The organism is Pseudomonas sp. GT1P32 (assembly GCF_054897805.1).
The window spans coordinates 6,456,281-6,475,955 of the sequence record NZ_CM142704.1 but is presented as its reverse complement, the minus strand read 5'-3'; the positions used below and the strand labels follow the sequence as shown (position 1 = coordinate 6,475,955).

Genomic DNA, 19,675 nt, shown 5'->3' with positions numbered 1-19,675 from the left:
AGCGGTTTTTTTATGCCTATGCTTTTTCGCTTGCACCCGCCAAGAGGACGTCCCCATGACTGACTGGCCGCTGGCTCAAACCTATCGCTTCAACGGGCATTCCGTCCGTTACGCCGTGCGTGGCGACGGCCCGCCGTTGGTGTTCGTGCATGGCACGCCGTTCTCTTCTTATGTGTGGCACCGGATTGCGCCGCACTTCATCACGTCGCACCGGGTGCATTACTTCGACCTGCTGGGTTATGGGCTGTCCGAGAAGGTCGAGGGCGATGTGTCGCTGGGGGTGCAGAACGAGCTGTTGACGCAACTGCTGGAGCATTGGGGTCTGGATTGCCCGGATGTGGTGGCCCACGATTTCGGTGGCGCGACGGTGCTGCGCGCACATCTGCTGAACGGCAAGAACTACCGCAGCCTGACGCTGATCGATCCAGTGGCGTTGACGCCATGGGGCTCGCCGTTCGTGCAGCAGGTGCGTCAGCATGAAGCGGCGTTCAGCGGCGTGCCCGATTACATTCAGCGGGCGATTGTGTCGGCCTATGTTCGAGGGGCGATCAAGCGCGACATCCCCGACAATGAACTCGCGCCTTACGTGCAGCCGTGGCTGGGCGATCCGGGGCAAGCGGCGTTTTACCGGCAGATCGCGCAGATGGATCAGCGCTATACCCGTGAGGTCGAGGGGCTGTACCCGACGATTCGTTGCCCGGTGCAGATTCTGTGGGGCGAGGATGATCAGTGGATTCCCATCGAGCGTGGCCGCGCGCTGCAGCAGATGATTGCGGGGGCGCAGTTTCACCCAATCCCCAATGCCGGGCATCTGGTTCAGGAAGATGCACCCGAAGCCATCGTTGCCGCGCTGCTGCGTTTTCTCCCCAAATCCCCCTGAAAACACCCGATTCCTTGTAGGAGCCAGCTTGCTGGCGATGGCGGAGTGTCAGTCGGCACATATGTTGCCTGTCATACCGTGATCGCCGGCAAGCCGGCTCCTACAAAGGACTGTGTTTCTTCAGTTGGTCCCGATCAATGGCGGGCGTTTTTCTTTCGCTGCCGTGGTCAAAGTGCACATCTGTCCGATGCTCGATTTCCGTTGCCGCGCTAATGTCTATAACTGACGCGCCAACGCACTACTACAAGATCTCCAAAAGGATTCGCCTGATGCACATCATCAACGCCCGCCTGCGCAACCAAGAAGGCCTGCATGAGTTGCACCTGGAAAACGGCCTGATCAGCAATATTGCCCGTCAGACCGAAGCGCCGACCCTGGGCCCCGATGATCTGGACGCCGGCGGCAACCTGGTGGTGCCGCCCTTCGTCGAACCGCACATCCACCTCGACGCCACGCTCACCGCCGGCGAACCGCGCTGGAACATGAGCGGCACGCTGTTCGAAGGCATCGAATGCTGGGGCGAGCGCAAGGTGACGATCACCGAGGAAGACACCAAGACCCGCGCCAGGAAAACCATCCAGGCCCTCGCCGCCCACGGCATCCAGCATGTGCGCACCCATGTCGATGTCACCGACCCGCAGCTGACGGCGCTGAGGGCGATGCTCGAAGTGCGCGAGGAAAGCCGGCACCTGATCGACATGCAAATCGTCGCCTTCCCCCAGGAAGGCATCGAGTCGTACCGCAACGGTCGTGAACTGATGGAAGAAGCGATCCGCATGGGCGCGGACGTGGTCGGCGGGATTCCGCATTTCGAATACACCCGCGATCAGGGCGTGAGTTCAGTGAAGTTCCTGATGGACCTCGCCGAACGCACCGGTTGCCTGGTGGACGTGCATTGCGATGAAACCGATGACCCGCACTCGCGGTTTCTTGAAGTGCTCGCCGAAGAAGCCCGCAGCCGCGACATGGGCTCGCGGGTCACGGCCAGCCACACCACGGCCATGGGCTCCTACGACAACGCGTACTGCGCCAAACTGTTTCGCCTGCTCGGGCATTCGGGGATCAGTTTTGTCTCTTGCCCCACCGAAAGCATTCACCTGCAAGGGCGCTACGACAACTTTCCAAAACGTCGTGGCGTCACCCGAGTGAATGAATTGCTCGAAGCGGGGATGAACGTGTGCTTCGGCCAGGATTCGATCGTCGACCCGTGGTATCCGCTGGGTAACGGCAACATTTTGCGGGTACTCGAAGCGGGTCTGCACATCTGTCACATGCTCGGGTATCGCAACCTGCAAAGTGCGCTGGACCTGGTCACCGACAACAGCGCCAGGGCGATGAACCTGGGGGATCGGTATGGACTTGAGCGCGGGCGGCCGGCGAATTTGCTGATTCTGTCGGCGGACAGCGATTACGAGGTGATCCGCAGTCAGGGCTTGCCGCTGTATTCGGTTCGTGATGGGAAGGTGTTGATGAAGCGGGAGATGCCGGTGGTGGAGTTTCCGGGCTGAGCGGACTTATGTAGTGACGGGGCTGACGCCTTCGCGGGCAAGCCTCGCTCCTACAGGTTTGCGCCGACCTTGTAGGAGCGAGGCTTGCCCGCGAAGGCAATCTCAAACTCAACCCATCAACCGCGCCGTACCAAACAAACTGACCCGACTCAATTCCCCATCTGTTTCCTCCAACAAAATCGGCGCCGTCCCACCAGGCATCACCACCTTCACCTCACCCGCCACCACCCAACCCACTCGCCACGCCGCACACGCCACCGCACTCGCACTGGTACCGGACGACGCCGTCGGCCCTTCCCCACGTTCAAAAACCCGAGCAGCAATTCGCCCCTCTGTCTCGCGCATCGCCCATTGCAAATTAACCCCCGCCGGGCACGGTCGCCCTGCCCCGGTCGGCATCGCGTAGGCAATGCGCGTCAACCCTTCGGACAATCGCGCTTCGCGCATCCGCTCATTGGCCGGCAATGCCTCGGCATCGTCCACAAGCGTTACGCAATGCGGATTGCCGACCCGCACGAACTGGCTGCGCGACCAGGCGGGATCCAGCGCCGACAGCGGTTGAACGTGGCTGAGCTCACGACCGTTGAATGCCACATCGGTCACCCCTTGAGCACTGACCGCCTCGGGTCCGAACGCCGGTTTGCCCAGATCCAGCCAGAAACCCTGCACACCCTCGACCTGCGCGCAGGTCACCGATGTTTCACCGGGCGAAGGCGTGTCGGCCTTGTCGTGATGAACCCTGAGCACACACGCCGCGCTTTCCGGAAACAGCCCTTGGTCGCTGAGCGCCTGGGAGAAAATCGTCAGCCCGTTGCCACTGCGCTCGGCCAGGGTGCCGTCGGTGTTGACGATCAACAGATCGAACGGCGGCGACGTTTGAAACGGGCCGACCAGCAGACCGTCGCAGCGATGGTCCTTGCTGCCGGGCGGTTGCGTGCCCGGCGCCCAGGCACAGAACGCCTCGATGGCCGACAATGCCCAAGTCGTGCGGGTTTGCGCCGCCAGACTGGCCTGTTCAGCTAAATCGATCCCTTCGCGGCGCACTGCATCCGGCGCCACTACCGCGTAGATATTGCCTCGAGCATCGTAGAACGGCGTCATGGCGCCTCCCGTGTAAACATCGCAGGCGTGCAACATATCGCGAAACCGCGACGGGCTGTGCAAGGATGTCACCCTGCCTGACCGCGAAACCGTCCGGACGCTGATCGAACCTCATGGGTGAGTCACTGTCCCTTGGGGACGCGACGTTTTTTGCCAAGGATCGATATGACCAACCTCAACACGCCCACCACTTTCGTGCCCGGACGCCTGGAACAGATGTCCACGCGCATTGCCTTTTTCATCGCCGGTTTCGGGATTGCCGCGTGGGCGCCGTTGGTGCCTTACGCCAAGGCCCGGGCCGGGCTGGATGAAGGCACCCTCGGTTTGCTGCTGTTGTGCCTCGGGGTGGGCTCGATTCTGGCGATGCCGATGGCGGGCCTGCTGGCCACGCGTTTTGGCTGCCGACGCGTGTTGACGGGCGGTACGTTGTTGATCTGTCTGGCGCTGCCGCTGTTGGCGACGGTGTCCTCGGTCCCGGCGCTGATTGCGGCCTTGTTCATGTTCGGCGCGGGCCTCGGCACGGTGGATTCGACGGTGAACCTGCAAGCGGTGATCGTCGAGCGCGCCAGCGGCAAGACCATGATGTCGGGCTTCCACGGGCTGTTCAGCCTCGGCGGGATTGTCGGGGCGGCGGGCGTCAGTGCCCTGCTCGGTTTCGGGGTTTCTCCGTTGGGGGCGATGCTGGTGGTGATCGTGCTGCTGCTGATCGCACTGTGCAAAGCCGCGCCGCACTTGTTGCCTTACGGCAGCGAAAGTTCCGGGCCGGCCTTTGCCATTCCCCACGGCATCGTGCTGTTTATCGGCGGTATGTGCTTCATCGTGTTCCTTGCCGAGGGCGCGGCGCTGGACTGGAGCGCGGTATTCCTGGCGCAGGAGCGCGGGATCGACACGGCCTATGCGGGATTGGGTTATGCAGCGTTCGCGCTGACCATGACGGCCGGGCGGTTGACCGGTGACAAGATCGTCCGACGCCTCGGCGCGACACGGGTGATCGTGTTCGGTGGGCTGACGGCCGCTGCCGGTCTGTTTCTGGCGACGTTCGCACCGAGCTGGGAGATGGCGCTGGTGGGTTATGCGCTGCTGGGCGCGGGTTGCTCGAATATCGTGCCGGTGCTGTACACCGCAGTGGGCAAGCAGACGGTCATGCCCGAAAGCATTGCCGTGCCGGCGATTACGACGCTGGGTTACGCGGGGATTCTGGCGGGGCCGGCGGTGATCGGGTTCATCGCCCACGGCAGCAGTTTGAGTTTTGCCTTTGGGCTGATGGCGGTGTTGCTGGTGGCGGTTGCCATTGGCGGGAAGGTGTTGAAGGCCTGAAAAGCATCGCCGGCAAGCCAGCTCCTACAAGGATCTTCAGTGCACACACTATCTATGTGCGAAACAACTGTAGGAGCGAGGCTTGCCCGCGAAAGCGGTGGGTCAGGCGCCATTTCTATCGACTGGACAGCCATCTTCGCGGGCAAGCCTCGCTCCTACAGGGATCTCCAGCGAACACAGATTCTGTGCACGCCGGCGATCTTGTAGGAGCCGGCTTGCCGGCGATGCAGGCGACTCGGTCTATCAGAACCCGACGCTGGCCTGCACGAAGAACGTGCGCGGTGCGCCGACGTACATGCCCGAGTTGTTGTCGCTGGAGCGGGTGAAGTACTGCTTGTCGAAGATGTTTTTCACCCCGGCGCCGACTTTAAGGTTCGATAGCTGCGCGCCGAAGTCATAACCGCCCCGCACGTTCCAGGTGACGTAACCGGGAATGTCGCCGTACTGACCGTCGGCAGTGCCTTCGGTGATGTAGTTGTTGGTGAAGCTGCCGTTGGAATTCACGGCAACGCCCGGCGAACGTTGTTTGGACTGGGCAAACGCATCGACGTTGTAGGTCCAGCGGTCGATGTCATATCGCAAGCCGGCAGTCGCGACCTGGCGCGAATAGAACGGCAGGTCACGGCCCTTGAAGCCTGGAATCTCCCCTTCATACACGGCACGCGTGTAGGTAAAACCGGCGTTGGCGGTCAGACCGTCGAGCCGTGGGTCCAGTGCCGCCATGTCGTAGTGCACCGACGTCTCGATGCCCTGATGCGTGGTCGCGCCGAGGTTGGTCCAGCCCGCATCGTTGCTGATGTACTGCAACTCTTTATCGAAGTCGATGTAGAACAGCGTCACTTCGCCGCCCCAGACGTCATCGTTGTAGCGCGTGCCGACCTCGTAGGTCTTGGCTTTTTCCGGCTCCAGACCGTTGGCGGTGCTGTCACCCGTACCGCCCTGGCCGAGCTGGAAATACTGCAGGCTGCCGAACGAAGTCTCGTAGTTGGCGAACAGTTTCCAGGCATCGGAAATGTGATACATCACGCTCAGGGCCGGCAGCGGCTCGTTGCTTTCGATGCTGCGATTCTTCTCTGTCACACGCTTGCCATCGGCATCGCGTCCGGGGCGCTCATGCCAGTCGGTGCTGATGTGCTCGAAACGGATGCCAGGTGTAATCGTCCAGTTGCCGACGTCGATCTTGTCGTCGAGGTAAACGGAGTTGGCTTCCGTGCCGCCGGTGCGGTCCTGGTACACATGGCCGTCCGAGGCCTTGGTCACGACGGGCTCGTTGCTCTTGTTCAGCTCCAGACGGGTCGCCTGTTCGTGCATGCCTTCCTTGAGGTAGCGATAACCGACGCTGACTTCCTGGGTGGTTGGGCCGACGTCGAACACATGGGACACCCGCGGTTCGATGCCGAAGGTGTAATAGGTACGCGGGAACGAGCCGATAGTCTTCTGGTCGCGGGCGGCGATGTTGCTGCCACGGAAGCTGTCGGAGTAGTAGGTCAGCACTTCTGCCTGAGTACGGTCATCAATCTGCCGCGCCCACTTGAACGAAACGTCCTTGCGGCGTCCGCTGAAGTTGTCGTTGTTGCGGTCGGACTGAAACGGATCGGCGTCGTATTGCTTCTGGGTCAGGCCGCCGGGCATGTCCGCGCTGGCATCGTAGTAATGCAGGTTGAGGCTGAAATCGTCGACATCGGTCGGCGCCCAATGGGTCTTGAGCAGCACGTCGTCGATGTCGTTGCCGTTGTTGCGCTCACGGTAACCGTTGCCGTTCACGCCCGAGTACAACAGCGCCACGCCAATGCCGTTGTCCGCCGTACCACCGGCAAACGCCGTGTCGATGTGCTTCCAGCCACCGTGCTTGGAGGTTTCCAGGGTGGTGCCGATTTCGGCGGAGGCCTTTTCCGGGATTGCGCGGGTCACGAAGTTGATCACACCGCCGACGTTCTGCGGCCCGTAGCGCACGGAACCGGCACCGCGCACCACGTCGATGCTGTCGAGGTTGCCCGAGGAAATCGGAGCCATGGACAGCTGCGGCTGGCCATACGGTGCGAATGCGGCCGGCACGCCGTCGATCAGCACCGTGGAGCGTGGCGACAGGCGCGAAGTCAGGCCGCGCACGCCGACGTTCAGGGAGATATCGCTGCCGCCAGTGCCATTGGCCTCCTGCACTTGCACACCGGGCACGCGCTTCAACACGTCGCCGACGTTCATCGCGCCTTGCTCGACCATGGCTTCGCGGCGAATCACCGTGCGGGCGCCGGGGTGGTTCTGCACCACGGCGGCATCGGCGTCACCGAGCCAGTCACCAACGACCTTGATGTCGGTCACGCCCAATTCCAGCGGGCCATTGGCGGCGGAAGTCGGCGCCGGAGCCGGAGCCGGAGCCGGCGTCAGGGTCACCGAACCTTCGTCGATCTGATACTCGAGACCGCTGCCCTGCAGCAATTGGCGCAAGGCCTGTTCCGGCGAAAGGTTGCCATCCACCGCCGGGGCCTGCTTGCCGGCGACCAGTTCAGGACTGAAAAAAACCTGCAACGAGGTTTGCTGGCCGAGCTCGCTCAGCGCCTGACCCAAGGGTTGCGCCGGGATGTGAATGGCATCGGCGGCAAAGGCCTGGGGCAGCGCAGCGTTGACCGCCAGGGCAAGGGCCAGCGGCAACCAAAGGGAGTTGTTGTTTTTAGCGGTGGTTTTTTTCACGTCGAACGTAGTCCTGTGGATCGCAAGAGTGTGCGCCTGTTAATGCAAACCAGTTGCAGTTGGACTAGAAGACGATGAACTCGAAAAAAACCTGAATCTATTTTGAAATTATTTCCTGACTGCCGTCATCGAGGGTGCGCACGGCCACCGGCAAGATGGTCGGCAAGGCCTTGAGCAGCGCGTCGGTGTTGTCGGATTTGAACACGCTGGTCAGGCGCAGATTGCCCACTGTGTCGTTGCCGACGGTGAGTGGTTTGTCCCGATAACGCGACACTTCCTCGGCCACTTCGGCCAGGCTGGCGTTGTTGAACACCAGTTTGCCGTTGCGCCAGGCCGTCAATTCCGCAGGGTTGACCGCATAGGCCGCGGCCACTTTGCCCTGGGCATCAATGCGCGTGCCGAGGCCAGCGGTAAGGCTGACGAACTCATTGTCCGCCGCGCCGCGCCCCTGAACCCTGACCGTGCCCTGCTCCACCACGACCCGGGTGTCACGGGTGCCGCGACGCACATCGAAGCGCGTGCCGGTGACCGTGACCTTGCCGCTGCCCGCCTCGACCACGAATGGCCGATCGCTGTCGTGCGCAACGCTGAACATCGCCTCGCCTTGCGTCAACTCGATGCCGCGCTGGCCTTTTTCAAAGCGCACCTGAAGACGACTGCGGCTGTTCAGGTCGATCACCGAACCGTCCGGCAGCGCCACCTGGCGACGCTCGCCCAATGCTGTCGAATACTCGGCGGTGTAAGGCGACGGTTGATTCAAACCGCTGAACAGGCCCAGGCCCAGCGCCACGGCCACCACACTGGCCGCCACCGCATAACGCACCAGCGGCCGACGTTTGCTGCGTGCCGGCGGGGTTTCGCACAAGGCTTGCAGTCGCGCACGCGGCACCAGGTCGGCGGCTGTCCACAGGCCCTGAAGCAACTGAAATTCGTCGCGGTGCTGAGGGTGCTCGTTCAGCCAGCGCTCGAAACGCTGGCGCTCTTCGACGTCAATGGCCGGCTCCTGCAAACGCACAAACCACTGCGCCGCCTCATCGCGAACCGTCGTTTGCCCGCACGCGCAATCACGAGTATCCATCATGGAAGTTCCTGTTTGGCTGGGGAAGAGAGTGCACGGCCGATCATGGTTGCAAACCGTCAAGGCGGTCGCGCAGATGCCGCAGGGTGCGGATCATATACTTTTCCACCATGTTCTTGGACAGTCCCAGGCGTTCGGCGATTTCAGCCTGGGTCAGCCCTTCGATCTTCTGCCACACAAAAACCTTGCGACAGTTGACCGGCAACTCGGTAAGCGCCCGTTCAATGGAATCAGCCAACTGGATCGCATGCATGAAATGCTCCGGGTCGCCGGACGACGACACACTGTGATCAATCGCCTCCGACTCCATGGCGCCCCGCCGATTCTCACGCCGATAACCATCCACCGCGATGTTGCGCGCAGTCTGGTGCAAGTACGCCCGGGGTTGCTGCACCGCCGCCGAATCGGACTCAAGCACCCGCACGAAAGTGTCGTGGGCTAGATCCTCGGCCTGCTGACGATTTCTCAGGCGACGGGTCCAGGTGCCAACCAACTCTTCGTAATGCTCGAAAAAGCCGTGTCTGCGGGGCAACTTGGGGGTCATTGCGGTGTGCTGTGATGACGGGGCGTGAATAGTAATGCTTCCTATTAACTGGAAGCAATGGATTCCAGACAAGCGCCTCGCCGCCATTCGTCAACGAGAAAAGTTGATTTAGGCACACAGCCAAAGGATTCTGGCAGGCATCCAAAAGAAGCTAGCCACAAGCTGTAGCAAAGTGCAGTCATGCCAGTCACCGGCGTTCGTCCAGGAATTCAGACATGTTCACCTCCTTTGCCTCACTGAAAAGAAAACCCCTCGCCCGCCTCGCGCTGGCCATCAGCCTGGGCACGCTTGGCCTGCCTTACTGGGCGGGCACCGCTCAGGCCCATGGCGGGCACGCCGAGATGGTGCCGCTGCAAGCGGGCCTTGAGGAGTTTGGTGCCTCGGTGAAATGGGACGACTACGCCGACCTGTTCGTGATTGCCAAGGACGGCGTTTATCTCAAGGTCAAACCGGGCAGCAAGGTTGCCATGCTCAACGGCAAACGGATGGAGCTGAGCGTGCCGGTGGTGTTCAAGGGCAAGACTGCCTTCATGTCCAAGGACTTCATCAATCAGGTGTTCCAGTCCGGCCTGGACAAGACCTTTGTCGTCGAGACGCGCCCTAACCCGCTCAACCCGCTGAGCGCGGATGAGATCAAGACCGCTGTCGAGATCATCAAGCAATCGGAGCACTACAAACCCGGTTTCCGTTTCACCGAAGTCTCGGTCAACGAGCCACCGAAGGATCAGGTGTGGAATTTCGTCTACAGCGGGCAAAACGTCGCCCAACCACGTCAGGCCAACATCGTGGTGCTCGACGGCAAGCATGTGGTTGAAGGCCTGGTCGATCTCGACAGCAAGACGCTCAAATCGTGGAAGCCGATTGAAGGCGCCCACGGCATGGTCTTGCTGGATGACTTCGCGACGGTGCAATCGGCGATTGAAGCGAGCCCCGAGTATGCGCAGGCGCTGACCAAACGCGGTATCAGCGATGTGAAGAAGGTGGTGGCCACGCCGTTGACGGTCGGTTACTTCGACGGCAAGGACGGCTTGGCGCAGGATAAGCGCCTGCTGAAAATCGTCAGCTATCTGAATACCGGTGACGGCAACTATTGGGCGCACCCGATCGAGGGGCTGGTGGCGATTGTCGATCTGGAGCAGAAAAAACTGATCAAGATCGAAGACGACGCGGTCATTCCGGTGCCGATGAAATCGACGCCGTACGACGGACGCGGGCGTAAGGGCACGTCGGTCAAGCCGCTGGAGATTACCGAGCCCGAAGGCAAAAACTACACCATCACCGGCAACAGCATTCACTGGCAGAACTGGGACTTCCACGTTCGCCTCGACTCGCGGGTCGGCCCGATCCTGTCCACCGTCACCTATGACGACAAGGGCAAGAAACGCAAAATCATGTACGAAGGCTCGCTGGGCGGCATGATCGTGCCTTATGGCGATCCGGATGGCGGCTGGTACTTCAAGGCTTATCTCGACTCGGGCGATTACGGCATGGGCACGCTGACCTCGCCGATTGCACGCGGTAAAGATGCTCCGGAAAACGCCGTGCTGCTGGACGCCACCATTGCCGACTACACCGGCGCCCCGACTTCAATTCCCCGCGCCATGGCGGTGTTCGAGCGCTACGCCGGCCCGGAATACAAACACCAGGAAATGGGCCAGCCCAATCTCAGTACCGAGCGTCGCGAACTGGTGGTGCGCTGGATCAGCACCGTTGGTAACTACGACTACATTTTCGACTGGGTCTTCCAGCAAAACGGCACCATTGGCATCGACGCCGGCGCCACCGGTATCGAAGCGGTCAAGGGCGTCAAATCGAAAACCATGCACGAAGCCACCGCCAAGGAAGACACGCGCTACGGCACCCTGCTGGACCACAACATCGTCGGCACCACGCACCAGCACATCTACAACTTCCGCCTGGACATGGACGTCGACGGTGAGAACAACTCGCTGGTGGAAGTGAACCCGGTGGTTGCCCCGAACGACCGTGGCGGGCCGCGCACCAGCACGATGCAGACCGAAACCAAAGTCGTCGGCACCGAGCAGCAAGCCGCGCAGAAATTCGACCCGTCGACTGTTCGCCTGCTGACCAATACCAGCAAGGAAAACAAAGTCGGCAACCCGGTTTCCTATCAGTTGATTCCGTATGCCGGCGGCACGCACCCGGTGGCCAAGGGTGCCAATTTCGGCAAGGACGAATGGCTCTATCACCGCCTGAGTTTCATGGACAAACAGCTGTGGGTGACGCGCTACAACCCGGAAGAAAAGTACCCGGAAGGCAAATACCCGAACCGCTCGGACAAGGATGCGGGGCTTGGGCAGTTCACCCACGACAACCAGTCCATTGAAAACAGCGATGACGTGGTCTGGCTGACCACCGGCACCACGCACATCGCCCGTGCCGAAGAATGGCCGATCATGCCGACCGAGTGGGTGCATGTGCTGTTGAAGCCGTGGAACTTCTTCGATGAGACGCCGACGTTGAACCTCAACGCAAAGTAGGAGCCCGGCTTGCCGGCGATGGCGATCTCACGGCCGCCATCGCTGGCAAGCCAGCTCCTACAGATCGCGGGGACGCTCCGGATTGTGGGCTGACATAAACCTGTAGGAGCCCGGCTTGCCGGCGATGGCAATCTCATAGCCGCCATCGCCGGCAAGCCGGGCTCCTACAAAAGCAATTCAGTCAGGCGTGTTTTTTGCGGTACTCGCCGGGCGAAATGCCGAAGCGCGATTTGAACGCGGTGGAGAAGTAGCTCGAATCAGAAAAGCCCCACGAATACCCCAGCACCGACAACTTCTGCTCGGTACGCGTTTGGCGCAGGGACTCCGCGCACAAATCCAGGCGCCGATTCTTGATGTACCGCGCCACCACCAATCCCTTCTTGGCAAACATCCGGTACAAACCACGCGTCGACATTCCGACCTCGCGCGCCAGCCATTCGGGGCAGAGGTCTTCCGAGCGGATGTGCTCATCGATGAAGCCCAGGGTCTTGCGAAAGAGGCGCTCATGCACGTCCGCGCATGCTTCGCTGTGGCTGATGGCCGGGCGCAGCAGGCTGACAATCGCCTCCAGCGTCGCTTCGCTTTCTGCCCGGCTCAGGCATTGCTGGTGCGTGGCGTCCAGAATCAAACGGTGCGAAAGCATCGCGATGGGGGATGTCGCGGCGATCCGGTGACCGCACTGGACCTGATTGAAGCGCAGGGTTTGCTCGACCAGTTGCGACGGCAGAATCAATGACAGCTGCCGGGAGTTTTCACTGTAGGTAAAGTCGCTGGGGCGCGAGGCGTCGATCAGCGTGATATCCCCGGCCGACAGCAACACCTTGCTGTCGCCCTGAGCCATGCCGGCGGTGCCATCGAGCTGAAACACCGCAAAGTATTTACCGTCCTCGCCCGCCGCCACTTCGTGAGGCGTTCGGTACAGCCGTGCCTGGCGGGCATCGACAAAACTGAGCTTCAGCGCGCCGTCCTGGTGCTCGCGGATCTGTCCGGCAAACTCATCGCCCAGGGGTTGCGCATTGAAGGCGCCACAGATCTGGTTGATCTGATGAATCCACTGATCGAAGCCATCACGGCGCTGTGCAATTGAAGAAATCATGTCGGGCCTCACGCAGGCTTGTTTTTATTATCTACGCCAATCCACGGGTTCTCCTGAACAGTGCCGCTCCCTCGGAAACAGACGGGTTATTTAAGCCCGCCAAAGCGCCGATAAAAGCTTTCACCCACGTCCGGCAACGGACCATCGGCAGTTTCCAGTGCAGTGTTCAACCACTCTTCGGCCTTGGCGTAGATCAGCCGGTAAATGTTGCGGCACAACTGGCGGGCGGCGCGTCCTTCCCAATCGCCGGGCAACAGCTCGTCCGGCAATTGCGGGTCACGCAGCAGCAGTTTGCGGTACTCGTGAATAAGCAGGACCCGTGCCAGGAAGCAGTCCGACGGTTGCAGGTTTTCCTGCTCGCGAAGCGCTTGCCAGAGCGGTCGGAACAGCTGGATGAACTCGCTGTAATGGGCCGCCAGTTCCTCGATGTTCCAGCTCTCGCGCACCTGCAAACGCAGGGCCTTGGAGGCGAGCACGTCTTGTGCGGTGGTTTCGAAGACGATGGTGTCTTCCTGGGCACCCAGGTCGAGCAAGGTCGCGTTGACGTCGGCCCGATCACTGCGCGGGCAGGCCAGCACGGCGGGCGAGATCGCACCAAAACCTTGCCACTCCAGTTCTTCGCGCACTTGTTTGCGCTTGTCCTGGGTCAGTTGCGTGAGCATCACCAGGCACCACGAACCGTCCCAGGCCGGAACGGTGGAGCTGTAGACCCGCTTGAAGGCTTTGTCGAAACGCCGACGGCCGGCGCCGGTCAGGCTGTAGTAGCTGCGACGCCCGACTTTTTCGGCGGTCAGCCAGCCTTCCTTGGTCAGGCGAAAAATTGAGGTGCGGATCAGCCGTTCGTTGATGCCGATGGGCTCGAGCAACTGAATCAGGCTGCCCAGCCACACCGTGCCGCCGTGGGGTTCGATGGCATCCCCGTACAGCGTGATGATCAAGGAGCTGGCGCGGATCGGCGTCTGTTCCTGGAAACGGGTAATCAGATGGTTCAAGGGTGTCAGGGACGACATGGGCGTACCGAGCTGAAAAAAGAAAAGGAATATACCGAATGTCCGCCGGTTAATTGCAAATCCTGTAGGAGCGAAGCTTGCTCGCGAAGGTGTGTCAGCTAAAGGGCTGTCGACTGACACACCTTCGCGAGCAAGCTTCGCTCCTACAGGGGAACAACTTTCACAGAGAACTGCCTTTTGGCCGCAGGCCGCTGTCGCTGATACGTGGACGGTCGGGCTCTGGTTCGGTCAGCGGCTCGCAGACTTGCATCTGCTCCAGGCAGCGCTTGGCGAGTTGCTGATACTCGCGAGTGCCCGCCTGCTTCCACGACACCTCTTCATCGCTGAGGCTGCGCTTGACGCTGGCCGGCGCGCCCATGATCAGCGACTGCTCGGGGCCTTCGAAACCGGCCTTGACGAAGGCCGCCGCCGAGACGAATGAGCGAGCACCGATGCGCGCATTGTCCATCACCACCGCATTCATGCCCACCAACGCGTCGGCGCCAATCCGGCAGCCGTGCAACACCGCGCCATGGCCAATATGGCCGTTGCGCTCGACCACGGTGTCGCTGTCCGGAAAACCGTGCATCACGCAGGTGTCCTGCAGATTGGCGCCCTCCTCCAGCACGATCCGGCCGAAATCACCGCGCAGACTCGCCAGCGGACCGACGTAGCAATGGGGACCGATGATCACGTCGCCGATCAGCACGGCGGACGGGTGAACGTAAGCGCTGGGGTCAACCACCGGAGTCAGGCCATCGAGGCTGTAGCAGGTCATGGGGCGTTTCCTTATAGAGCGTTCACAAAGCGATGCCGATGCAGACTCATTTTGTATCACATCACTTTTGCATTAACAAAGAACAAAAACCGTATCACTTATAAAGCCAATGGCCCACCGCGCCTATTCAGACGACAAAACCCCGGCTAAAACCAATAAAACAGGCGTATCCAGCGCTTGATCAAAGCCATTCAAACCAAAGACATAAAACCACAAACCCGACCATAGGACACATTAAATCTATTTTTGTATTGCATTTACGTATCACGTTATAGGTATACTCCGGCAAAACCGGCCTAAGCGCCGATCCAATAATGAGCCGGCATTACAGCCGAGCGTGCACCGTGAGGGCATCCGCCATGCCTCTAACCCTTGCTGTCGAACTCTTCGAACCGGGCGTCCGCCTGATTACCTTGCAGCGTCCGCAAGCGTTGAATGCCCTGACCACCCAATTGCTGGGTGAACTGGCGGACGAACTGATGGCCGCGCAAGCCGATGACGAGACCCGTGTCGTGGTCCTGACCGGCAGCCGCAAAGCCTTCGCGGCCGGCGCCGACATCAAGGAAATGGCCGAACGTAATCTGGTCGGCATCCTCGACGACCCGCGCCAGGCGTCGTGGCAAACCATCACCCGCTTCAACAAACCGCTGATCGCCGCCGTCAACGGCTTCGCCCTCGGCGGTGGCTGCGAACTGGCGATGCACGCCGACATCATCATCGCCGGTGAAGACGCACGTTTCGGCCAGCCGGAAATCAACCTCGGGATCATGCCCGGCGCCGGCGGCACTCAACGTTTGCTGCGCGCCGTTGGCAAATCCATGGCCATGCAGATGGTCCTGACCGGCGAGCCGATCGACGCCCGCCAGGCCCAGCGCGCCGGGCTGGTCAGCGAAGTAACCCAACCGGAATTCACCGTCGAACGTGCGCTGCAGATCGCTCGCAGCATTGCCACTAAAGCACCGCTGGCGGTGCGCCTGGCCAAGGAAGCGCTGCTCAAGGCGATGGACACCGACCTCGCCAGCGGCCTGCGTTTCGAGCGCCACGCCTTCACCGTGCTGGCCGGCACCCGCGACCGCGACGAAGGCATCGCGGCCTTTCAGCAAAAGCGCACGCCGACCTTCACTGGCCAGTAATTCGGCCATCGATAACGAATTCGAACGACCTCCCAGAGAACGCCAAGACCATGAACTTCGAACACATCCTGTTTTCCATCGAGGCCGGCGTTGCCCTGCTGAGCCTCAATCGCCCGGACCAACTCAACAGCTTCAATACGCAGATGCACGGCGAAGTGAAGGAAGCGCTCAAGCAGGTTCGGCAGAACCCGGATGTGCGCGTACTGCTGCTGACCGGTGAAGGTCGCGGCTTCTGCGCCGGGCAAGACCTCAGCGACCGCAATGTCGCGCCGGGCAGCGCCGTGCCGGATCTGGGCGAGTCCATCGAGAAGTTCTACAACCCGCTGATCCGCCAATTGCGCGATCTGCCGCTGCCGGTGATCTGCGCGGTCAACGGCGTGGCGGCCGGCGCTGGCGCCAACATTCCACTGGCTTGCGATCTGGTCCTGGCAGCGCGTTCGGCGAGCTTCATCCAGGCCTTCTGCAAGATCGGTTTGATCCCGGATTCCGGCGGCACCTGGACCTTGCCGCGCCTGGTCGGCATGGCCCGCGCCAAGGCGCTCGCCTTGCTCGGCAATCGCCTGAGCGCCGAGCAAGCCGAGCAATGGGGGTTGATCTACCGCGTTGTGGATGACGCGGAATTGCGCAATGAAGCCCTGACCCTCGCCCGCCATCTGGCCACGCAACCGACGTACGGCCTGGCGCTGATCAAGCGCAGCCTCAACGCCAGCCTGAGCAACACCTTCGACGAACAGCTGGAGCTGGAAAAAGACCTGCAACGCCTGGCCGGGCGCAGCGAGGATTACCGTGAAGGCGTCAGCGCTTTCATGGAAAAACGCAGCCCAAGTTTCAAGGGGCGCTGAGTCATGACCGCACTGAACACTAATGCGCGTATCGCGGTGATCGGCGCCGGGGCCATGGGCGCAGGCATTGCCCAGGTCGCGGCGCAGGCCGGTCATCCGGTATTGCTGCTGGACAATCGCCCCGACGCTGCGGCCCAGGCCATTGAAGGCATTGATCGACAACTGGGCAAACGGGTCGAGAACGGCAAACTGTCCGCCGAGTCGCGCAGCGCAACGATTGCGCGCCTGCAGGCCGTGGAAGCCATCGAAGCGCTGGCCGAGTGCGAGTTGATCATCGAAGCCATCGTCGAAAACCTTGAGGTCAAACGCGCGCTCTTTCGCCAACTGGAAGGCATCTGCGGTGAGCGCTGCATTCTGGCGAGCAACACCTCGTCGCTGTCGATCACCAGCATCGCCGCGCAGTTGAACCATCCGCAACGTTTGCTCGGTTTGCACTTCTTCAACCCGGCGCCGGTCATGGCGCTGGTGGAAATCGTTTCCGGGCTGGCCAGCGATCCGGCGTTGGCCGAGTGCCTGTACGACACCGCCAAAGCCTGGGGCAAAAAACCCGTACACACTCGCTCGACACCGGGCTTTATCGTCAACCGCGTCGCCCGCCCGTTCTACGCCGAAAGCCTGCGCCTGCTGCAGGAAGGCGCGGCGGATTGCCCGACGCTGGATGCGCTGATGCGCGAGGCCGGTGGTTTTGCGATGGGGGCCTTCGAGCTGACCGACCTGATCGGTCATGACGTCAACTATGCCGTGACCTGTTCGGTGTTTGACGCCTATTACGGTGACACACGTTTCCTGCCTTCGCTGATTCAGAAGGAATTGGTCGACGCCGGACGCCTGGGTCGCAAAAGCGGCCATGGCTTCTACCGTTATGCCGAAGGCGCCGAGCGGCCGCAGCCAACGTCTATCAGCAGCGATCACCCGGTTGAAACCTGCGTCGTGGAAGGTGATCTCGGCATCGCCAACGCGTTGATTGCGCGCCTGCGCGAACATCAGATCAACGTCATTCAGCGCGATGGCCAAGGCCTGTTGAAAGTCGGCGATGCCGTGCTGGCGCTTAGCGACGGACGCATGGCCTGTCAGCGGGCGAAAGAAGACGGGCTGCGCAATCTGATCCTGCTGGACCTGGCCTTCGACTACGGCAAGGCCAGCCGCATCGCCATCAGTTGCTCGGCAGACACCACCCCTTCGGCACTCGAACACGGCGTCGCACTGCTGCAACGCGCTGGATTCACCGTCAGCCAACTCACCGACAGCCCGGCGCTCGCGGTGTTGCGCACGGTGGCGATGCTCGCCAACGAAGCCGCCGACGCCGTGCTGCAGGGCGTGGCCTCGGCCGCCGACATCGATCTGGCGATGCGCGCCGGCGTCAATTACCCGCAAGGCCCGCTGGCCTGGGCCGACGCCATTGGCCTCGCGCACATCTTCAACGTGCTGGAAAACCTGCAAACGAGCTACGGCGAACAACGCTATCGACCGTCGCTGCTGTTGCGCCGCCGCGTCGCTGAAGGGAGGACGTTCCATGACTAATCACGAAGCAATGAACCTGGCCAGCAACTGCGCGCAAACGATGTTCAAGCGCGACGCCGCGAGCCAGGCGATGGGCATGCGTCTGCTCTCGGCGGCACCGGGCTGCGCCCGCGTCGGCATGAGCGTGCGCGCCGACATGATTCAGGGCCACGGCACCTGCCACGGCGGTTACCTGTTCGCCCTCGCCGACTCGGCGTTTGCCTTTGCCTGCAACAGCTACAACGAAGCCACCGTGGCCATCGGTTGCAGCATCGACTACATCGCCCCGGCACGCCTGGGCGACACCTTGACCGCCGATTGCACCGAGCAGAGCCGCTCCGGTCGCACCGGCAACTACGACGTGCGCATTGAAAACCAACTGGGCCAGCTGATCGCGCTGTTCCATGGCAAATCCTACAAAGTGCGCGGCGCTGTGCTCGCGCAGGAGACCCCGAATGAATGACGCCTTGATCATCGACGCCGTGCGGACCCCGATCGGCCGCTACGCTGGTGCCTTGAGCAGCGTACGCGCCGACGACCTCGGTGCAGTGCCGTTGCGCGAACTGCTGCGCCGCCACCCGCAGGTCAACTGGAATGCCGTGGATGATGTGATCTACGGCTGCGCCAACCAGGCCGGCGAAGACAACCGCAACGTCGCGCGCATGTCGGCGCTTTTGGCCGGGTTGCCGGTCAGCGTGCCGGGCACCACGCTCAACCGTTTGTGCGGTTCCGGGCTGGATGCGATCGGCACCGCAGCGCGGGCAATTCGTTGCGGCGAAGCCGGGCTGATGCTGGTCGGCGGCGTCGAATCGATGTCCCGCGCGCCGCTGGTCATGGGCAAGGCCGAACAGGCCTTCTCCCGGGATGCGCAGGTCTACGACACCACCATCGGCTGGCGCTTCGTCAATCCGCTGATGAAAAAAACCTACGGCATCGACTCGATGCCGGAAACCGCCGAGAACGTCGCCGAGCAGTTCAACATCTCCCGCGCCGACCAGGACGCCTTCGCCCTGCGCAGCCAGCAACGTGCCGGCGCGGCTCAGGTCAGCGGACGTTTGGCCAAGGAAATCGTCGCGGTGGAAATCCCGCAGCGCAAAGGCCCGGCCAAAGTCGTCGAGCATGACGAACACCCACGCGGCGACACCACGCTTGAGCAGTTGCAGAAACTCGGCACGCCGTTTCGCGAAGGTGGCAGCGTCACCGCCGGCAATGCCTCCGGGGTCAATGACGGCGCTTGCGCGCTGTTGCTGGCCAGCCCGGCAGTCGCCAAACGCCACGGCCTGAAAGCTCGCGGACGGGTTGTGGCCATGGCCACTGCCGGCGTCGAGCCGCGCATCATGGGCATCGGCCCGGTGCCAGCGACGCGCAAAGTGCTGGAACTGGCCAACCTGAGCCTCGCCGACATGGACGTGATCGAACTCAACGAAGCCTTCGCCGCGCAAGGCCTGGCGGTGTTGCGTGAACTGGGTTTGAGCGACACCGACCCGCGGGTCAACCCGAATGGCGGCGCCATCGCCCTCGGCCACCCATTGGGTATGAGCGGCGCGCGGCTGGTGACCACCGCCCTGCACGAACTGGAAGAACGTCAGGGCCGCTACGCCTTGTGCACCATGTGCATCGGCGTCGGCCAGGGCATTGCGCTGATCATCGAGCGCTTGTCCGACTAAAGAATCGCGATTCCCGGGGAGCCTAGAGGTATCCTTGGGGCATGCACTCAAAG

At 61.8% G+C, this 19,675-nt stretch carries 16 protein-coding genes; 9 read left to right on the top strand and 7 right to left on the bottom strand.

Annotated features, from left to right (window positions below; translation table 11 throughout):
* Nucleotides 1–55: 55 nt before the first annotated feature.
* Together ACYZUC_RS29535 and codA are read left to right on the top strand one after the other, a co-directional pair.
* Nucleotides 56–880 (top strand): alpha/beta fold hydrolase, encoded by an 825-nt coding sequence (locus ACYZUC_RS29535; protein WP_461992172.1) that lies wholly within the window; start codon nucleotides 56–58, stop codon nucleotides 878–880.
* Between the two features lie 269 nt (nucleotides 881–1,149).
* Nucleotides 1,150–2,388 carry a cytosine deaminase gene (gene codA / locus ACYZUC_RS29530; RefSeq protein WP_461992171.1) on the top strand — a complete coding sequence of 413 codons (1,239 nt, stop codon included), beginning with the start codon at nucleotides 1,150–1,152 and terminating at the stop codon, nucleotides 2,386–2,388.
* Nucleotides 2,389–2,496: 108 nt separating this feature from the next.
* Here codA and ACYZUC_RS29525 read toward each other — a convergent pair whose 3' ends face one another.
* Complete coding sequence (locus tag ACYZUC_RS29525; protein WP_461992169.1) at nucleotides 2,497–3,489, bottom strand: diaminopimelate epimerase; 993 nt, start codon at nucleotides 3,487–3,489, stop codon at nucleotides 2,497–2,499.
* A 165-nt stretch (nucleotides 3,490–3,654) separates the two neighbouring features.
* Between ACYZUC_RS29525 and ACYZUC_RS29520 the strand changes: the two genes are divergently transcribed.
* On the top strand, nucleotides 3,655–4,806 hold the full coding sequence (locus tag ACYZUC_RS29520; protein WP_461992167.1) for an MFS transporter: 1,152 nt from the start codon (nucleotides 3,655–3,657) through the stop codon (nucleotides 4,804–4,806).
* A 243-nt stretch (nucleotides 4,807–5,049) separates the two neighbouring features.
* Here the strand turns inward: ACYZUC_RS29520 and ACYZUC_RS29515 are convergent, their stop codons facing one another.
* The 3 genes from ACYZUC_RS29515 to ACYZUC_RS29505 all read right to left on the bottom strand — a co-directional run bounded on the left by ACYZUC_RS29515 (nucleotide 5,050) and on the right by ACYZUC_RS29505 (nucleotide 9,116).
* Nucleotides 5,050–7,494, bottom strand: a complete 2,445-nt coding sequence (locus tag ACYZUC_RS29515) for a TonB-dependent siderophore receptor (protein WP_461992165.1) — start codon at nucleotides 7,492–7,494, stop codon at nucleotides 5,050–5,052.
* Nucleotides 7,495–7,591: 97 nt separating this feature from the next.
* The gene (locus ACYZUC_RS29510) at nucleotides 7,592–8,575 is read right to left on the bottom strand and encodes a FecR family protein (RefSeq protein ID WP_461992163.1); all 984 of its coding nucleotides are present in this window, start codon (nucleotides 8,573–8,575) and stop codon (nucleotides 7,592–7,594) included.
* A 40-nt stretch (nucleotides 8,576–8,615) separates the two neighbouring features.
* The gene (locus tag ACYZUC_RS29505; protein WP_461992161.1) at nucleotides 8,616–9,116 is read right to left on the bottom strand and encodes a sigma-70 family RNA polymerase sigma factor; all 501 of its coding nucleotides are present in this window, start codon (nucleotides 9,114–9,116) and stop codon (nucleotides 8,616–8,618) included.
* A gap of 215 nt (nucleotides 9,117–9,331) precedes the next feature.
* Here ACYZUC_RS29505 and tynA point away from each other — a divergent pair, with 215 nt between their 5' ends.
* A complete protein-coding gene (gene tynA, locus ACYZUC_RS29500) occupies nucleotides 9,332–11,617 on the top strand; it encodes a primary-amine oxidase (protein WP_461992159.1) in 2,286 nt (761 codons plus the stop codon).
* Between the two features lie 181 nt (nucleotides 11,618–11,798).
* Here tynA and feaR read toward each other — a convergent pair whose 3' ends face one another.
* The 3 genes from feaR to paaY all read right to left on the bottom strand — a co-directional run bounded on the left by feaR (nucleotide 11,799) and on the right by paaY (nucleotide 14,480).
* On the bottom strand, nucleotides 11,799–12,713 hold the full coding sequence (feaR, locus tag ACYZUC_RS29495; RefSeq protein ID WP_461992157.1) for a transcriptional regulator FeaR: 915 nt from the start codon (nucleotides 12,711–12,713) through the stop codon (nucleotides 11,799–11,801).
* 86 nt (nucleotides 12,714–12,799) lie between these two features.
* Nucleotides 12,800–13,723, bottom strand: a complete 924-nt coding sequence (gene paaX, locus ACYZUC_RS29490) for a phenylacetic acid degradation operon negative regulatory protein PaaX (protein ID WP_008025283.1) — start codon at nucleotides 13,721–13,723, stop codon at nucleotides 12,800–12,802.
* A gap of 160 nt (nucleotides 13,724–13,883) precedes the next feature.
* A complete protein-coding gene (gene paaY, locus ACYZUC_RS29485; RefSeq protein ID WP_008038299.1) occupies nucleotides 13,884–14,480 on the bottom strand; it encodes a phenylacetic acid degradation protein PaaY in 597 nt (198 codons plus the stop codon).
* Between the two features lie 359 nt (nucleotides 14,481–14,839).
* Between paaY and paaF the strand changes: the two genes are divergently transcribed.
* Genes paaF through pcaF form a run of 5 tightly spaced genes read left to right on the top strand, consistent with a single transcriptional unit; the run spans nucleotide 14,840 to nucleotide 19,622 of the window.
* A complete protein-coding gene (paaF, locus tag ACYZUC_RS29480) occupies nucleotides 14,840–15,613 on the top strand; it encodes a 2,3-dehydroadipyl-CoA hydratase PaaF (protein WP_461992155.1) in 774 nt (257 codons plus the stop codon).
* 50 nt (nucleotides 15,614–15,663) lie between these two features.
* Entirely contained in the window at nucleotides 15,664–16,455 is a 792-nt protein-coding gene (gene paaG, locus ACYZUC_RS29475; protein ID WP_008038297.1) for a 2-(1,2-epoxy-1,2-dihydrophenyl)acetyl-CoA isomerase PaaG, read from the top strand.
* A gap of 3 nt (nucleotides 16,456–16,458) precedes the next feature.
* Nucleotides 16,459–17,976: a 3-hydroxyacyl-CoA dehydrogenase PaaH gene (gene paaH / locus ACYZUC_RS29470; RefSeq protein WP_461992153.1), complete on the top strand. Its 1,518-nt coding sequence runs from the start codon at nucleotides 16,459–16,461 to the stop codon at nucleotides 17,974–17,976.
* On the top strand, nucleotides 17,969–18,418 hold the full coding sequence (paaI, locus tag ACYZUC_RS29465; protein ID WP_008025274.1) for a hydroxyphenylacetyl-CoA thioesterase PaaI: 450 nt from the start codon (nucleotides 17,969–17,971) through the stop codon (nucleotides 18,416–18,418). Before paaH ends, paaI begins: the two co-directional genes overlap by 8 nt.
* Nucleotides 18,411–19,622 carry a 3-oxoadipyl-CoA thiolase gene (gene pcaF / locus ACYZUC_RS29460; RefSeq protein WP_461992151.1) on the top strand — a complete coding sequence of 404 codons (1,212 nt, stop codon included), beginning with the start codon at nucleotides 18,411–18,413 and terminating at the stop codon, nucleotides 19,620–19,622. Before paaI ends, pcaF begins: the two co-directional genes overlap by 8 nt.
* Nucleotides 19,623–19,675 lie beyond the last annotated feature (53 nt).

Excerpts from the sequence above, each read along its gene's own strand:
- ACYZUC_RS29535 (WP_461992172.1), top strand. The coding sequence starts at position 56 with ATGACTGACTGGCCGCTGGCTCAAACCTATCGCTTCAACGGGCATTCC.
- codA (WP_461992171.1), top strand. The coding sequence starts at position 1,150 with ATGCACATCATCAACGCCCGCCTGCGCAACCAAGAAGGCCTGCATGAG.
- ACYZUC_RS29525 (WP_461992169.1), bottom strand. The coding sequence starts at position 3,489 with ATGACGCCGTTCTACGATGCTCGAGGCAATATCTACGCGGTAGTGGCG.
- ACYZUC_RS29520 (WP_461992167.1), top strand. The coding sequence starts at position 3,655 with ATGACCAACCTCAACACGCCCACCACTTTCGTGCCCGGACGCCTGGAA.
- ACYZUC_RS29510 (WP_461992163.1), bottom strand. The coding sequence starts at position 8,575 with ATGATGGATACTCGTGATTGCGCGTGCGGGCAAACGACGGTTCGCGAT.
- ACYZUC_RS29505 (WP_461992161.1), bottom strand. The coding sequence starts at position 9,116 with ATGACCCCCAAGTTGCCCCGCAGACACGGCTTTTTCGAGCATTACGAA.
- tynA (WP_461992159.1), top strand. The coding sequence starts at position 9,332 with ATGTTCACCTCCTTTGCCTCACTGAAAAGAAAACCCCTCGCCCGCCTC.
- feaR (WP_461992157.1), bottom strand. The coding sequence starts at position 12,713 with ATGATTTCTTCAATTGCACAGCGCCGTGATGGCTTCGATCAGTGGATT.
- paaX (WP_008025283.1), bottom strand. The coding sequence starts at position 13,723 with ATGTCGTCCCTGACACCCTTGAACCATCTGATTACCCGTTTCCAGGAA.
- paaY (WP_008038299.1), bottom strand. The coding sequence starts at position 14,480 with ATGACCTGCTACAGCCTCGATGGCCTGACTCCGGTGGTTGACCCCAGC.
- paaF (WP_461992155.1), top strand. The coding sequence starts at position 14,840 with ATGCCTCTAACCCTTGCTGTCGAACTCTTCGAACCGGGCGTCCGCCTG.
- paaG (WP_008038297.1), top strand. The coding sequence starts at position 15,664 with ATGAACTTCGAACACATCCTGTTTTCCATCGAGGCCGGCGTTGCCCTG.
- paaH (WP_461992153.1), top strand. The coding sequence starts at position 16,459 with ATGACCGCACTGAACACTAATGCGCGTATCGCGGTGATCGGCGCCGGG.
- paaI (WP_008025274.1), top strand. The coding sequence starts at position 17,969 with ATGACTAATCACGAAGCAATGAACCTGGCCAGCAACTGCGCGCAAACG.
- pcaF (WP_461992151.1), top strand. The coding sequence starts at position 18,411 with ATGAATGACGCCTTGATCATCGACGCCGTGCGGACCCCGATCGGCCGC.